A 576-nucleotide genomic window follows, 5' to 3' on the forward strand; every position below is an offset into this window, starting at 1 on the left:
CGCGTACACGACGGCGGTGAACGTGGGCCTGGGCGGCACGGCCACCGGCACCGGCGGCTGGAGCGGCATCACCACGGCGAAGGGCGGTTCGGCCTCGGACACGATCAGTGGCAGCAACCAGACCTACACGCTGACCGGTGCGGGCGCCGGCAACGGCGGCACGCTGGCCTGGACCTCGTTCGAGAACATCGCCGATGCCGGCACCGGCACGATCGCGACCGCGGGTGCGCAGGTCTACAACCTGAGCGGAAGCAACGCCGGCACGGTCACGACCCTGCTGCCGGGTGGCTTCAGCGGTATCGGCAACCTCAACGCAGCCACCGGTACCGTCAACTTCGGTACCGGCGGCAGCGTCACGGGCAACATCACGGCGAAGACGCTGAATTACGCCAGCTACGCCACGCCGGTGACGTTCGACCTGTCCGATGGTGCCGGCGCGACCACCGGCATTGGCGGTACCTGGGCGGGTGTCACCACGGTGACAGGCAGCGGCAACAGCGACACGATCACGGGTTCCGGCCAGACCTACCAGCTGGACAACACCGTTGCCAACCAGGGCAGCAGTGGCCTGGTGGG

The 576-nt window shown here is 68.8% G+C and carries 1 protein-coding gene; it reads left to right on the plus strand.

From position 1 onward, the window contains the following. Positions 1 to 576: hypothetical protein (locus AC3A56_RS17565; protein WP_487771216.1), on the plus strand; the 576-nt coding region annotated here is incomplete at both ends.

The organism is Rhodanobacter sp. Soil_C_14, from assembly GCF_057657335.1.